2 protein-coding genes are annotated in these 2,258 nt (G+C 71.8%); one reads left to right on the top strand and one right to left on the bottom strand.

The features are described 5' to 3' along the window. Positions 1-1,235, bottom strand: a 1,235-nt coding sequence (gene leuC, locus I59_RS03530; RefSeq protein WP_022902689.1) for a 3-isopropylmalate dehydratase large subunit, incomplete at its 3' end; no start/stop codon positions are given. Positions 1,236-1,438: 203 nt separating this feature from the next. Between leuC and I59_RS03525 the strand changes: the two genes are divergently transcribed. Further along, positions 1,439-2,258 (top strand): FUSC family protein (locus tag I59_RS03525; RefSeq protein WP_022902688.1); only part of this gene is annotated, 820 nt, incomplete at its 3' end.

Below are 2,258 nucleotides of genomic sequence, written 5' to 3'. Positions count from 1 at the left end.
AGGCACATCGAGCAGCCGGCGAACCGCCACTCGGCGCCGAAGTCCGCGATCACCTTGTCCAGCCCCTCGGCCTCGGCCTCGAGCCGGACCCGAGCGGAGCCCGGCACGACCATCACGCGGACGCCGTCGGCCTTCTTCCGCCCCTCGATGATCGACGCGAAGGCCCGGAGGTCCTCGATGCGGGAGTTCGTGCACGACCCCATGAACACCGCGTCGACCGCGATGTCCTTCATCGGGGTGCCGGCCTCGAGGTCCATGTACTCCAGCGCGCGCTGGGCTGCGGCCTGGTCGTTCGGGTCCGTGTAGTCGGACGGGTCCGGGACCGTCTCGGAGAGCGAGACGCCCTGACCGGGGTTGGTCCCCCAGGTGACGAAGGGCTCGAGCTCGTCGGCGTCGATGAACACCTCGGCGTCGAAGACCGCGTCGTCGTCGGTCGCGAGCGTGTCCCAGTAGGCGACGGCGTCGTCCCAGTCCTGACCCGTCGGCGCGTGGTCGCGGCCCTGCACGTAGTCGTAGGTCGTCTGGTCGGGGGCGACCATGCCGGCGCGGGCGCCGGCCTCGATCGACATGTTGCAGATCGTCATGCGGCCCTCCATCGAGAGCGCGCGGATCGCGGAGCCGCGGTACTCGAGCACGTAGCCCTGACCGCCGCCCGTGCCGATCTTCGCGATGACCGCGAGGATGATGTCCTTCGCCGTGACGCCGGGGCGGAGCGTGCCCTCGACCGTGATCGCCATCGTCTTGAACGGCTTGAGCGGCAGCGTCTGCGTGGCGAGGACGTGCTCGACCTCGGACGTGCCGATGCCGAACGCCATCGCGCCGAACGCGCCGTGCGTGCTGGTGTGCGAATCGCCGCACACCACGGTGATGCCGGGCATCGTGAGTCCGAGCTGCGGACCGACGACGTGCACGATGCCCTGTTCCTTGTCGCCGAGCGAGTGCAGGCGCACCCCGAACTCCGCGCAGTTGCGTCGGAGCGTCTCGATCTGGGTACGGCTCGTCGGGTCCGCGATGGGACGGTCGATGGCGAGCGTCGGGGTGTTGTGGTCCTCGGTCGCGATCGTGAGGTCGAGGCGACGCACCGGGCGGCCGGCCTGGCGCAGGCCGTCGAACGCCTGCGGGCTCGTCACCTCGTGCACGAGGTGGAGGTCGATGTAGAGGAGGTCCGGCTTCCCGTCCTCGCCCCTGACCACGACGTGGTCGTCCCACACCTTCTCGGCGAGCGTCTTTCCCATCGGCTCGACCCTTCCTCGTTGTCGTCGATGCGCCGCTGTCGCGGCTCGTCCGGCCACTCTAGCAGGTTGGTATACCAAGCCGCGTCGGTCCGGACGCCAGGTGCGTGGCGAGCCCGCCACGCGCCTCCAGGCCGGTGGCGGGGACCGCCTGGAGGCGCGGCCCGGGTCGGCGACACCCGTCGCGGTGGGAAGATGGGTGCGACATGACGACACCTGCGCACTCGACCCGGACCGTGAACCTCGAGGGCGCAGCCCGCGCCGCGATCGCCGGCGGCGCTCCGCTCGCGCTGCTCATCGCCCTCGGGATGCCCGGGTACGCGGCGTTCGCGATGTTCGCCGGGTTCACCGCGATCTTCGGCGCGACGGAGCCGTACCGGCAGCGCGCCGTGACCACGGGTGTCGCCGGGGCGCTGCAGACGGCCTGCATGCTCGCGGGCATCGGGGTGGCGCTGCTCGGGCACCCGCTGTGGCTGCAGGCGATCGGCCTCGTGGTCGTGCTGGTCGTCGCGGTGTGCACCCTCACGGCGCTGCAGACGATCCCGGCGCAGCCGATCTTCCCCGTGTTCGCGTTCGTCGTGTCCGCGCTCGTGCCGCTCCGGCCGGCCGACGTCCCGACGGTCCTGCTCATCATCGTCTGCTCGGTGGCGTGGGCGTGGCTCGTGGCGATGTCCGGCGTCGTGCTCCGTCGGGTGTTCCACCCGCACGCACCGCACCGCTTCCGACCGCTCGGCGAACGCAAGCACCGGACGCTCGCCGTCCTCCGCACGCGGGCGCTCCGCGAGACGGTGGCGCTCAACGTCGTCGGGTCGCTGGTCGCCGGCGGTGTCGCCGAGGCGCTGCCCGGCCTCGGACACCCGTACTGGGCGGTCATCGCCGTCGTGTCGACGCTCCCCGCGCTCCGCCAACGCCACACGCTCCGCCGCGCCTGGCAGCGCGTGGTCGGCACCGTCGGCGGGACGGTCGTCGCCGTGGGGATCCTGCTGCTCGAGCCGGGCGTCTGGTGGATCGTCGTGATCGCCGTGG

The organism is Curtobacterium sp. B8, assembly GCF_000333315.1.
In the GTDB taxonomy this organism is placed as follows: Bacteria; Actinomycetota; Actinomycetes; order Actinomycetales; family Microbacteriaceae; genus Curtobacterium; species Curtobacterium luteum.
The sequence above is the reverse complement of the archived record's forward strand: the minus strand, read 5'-3'. Positions and strand labels throughout refer to the sequence as shown.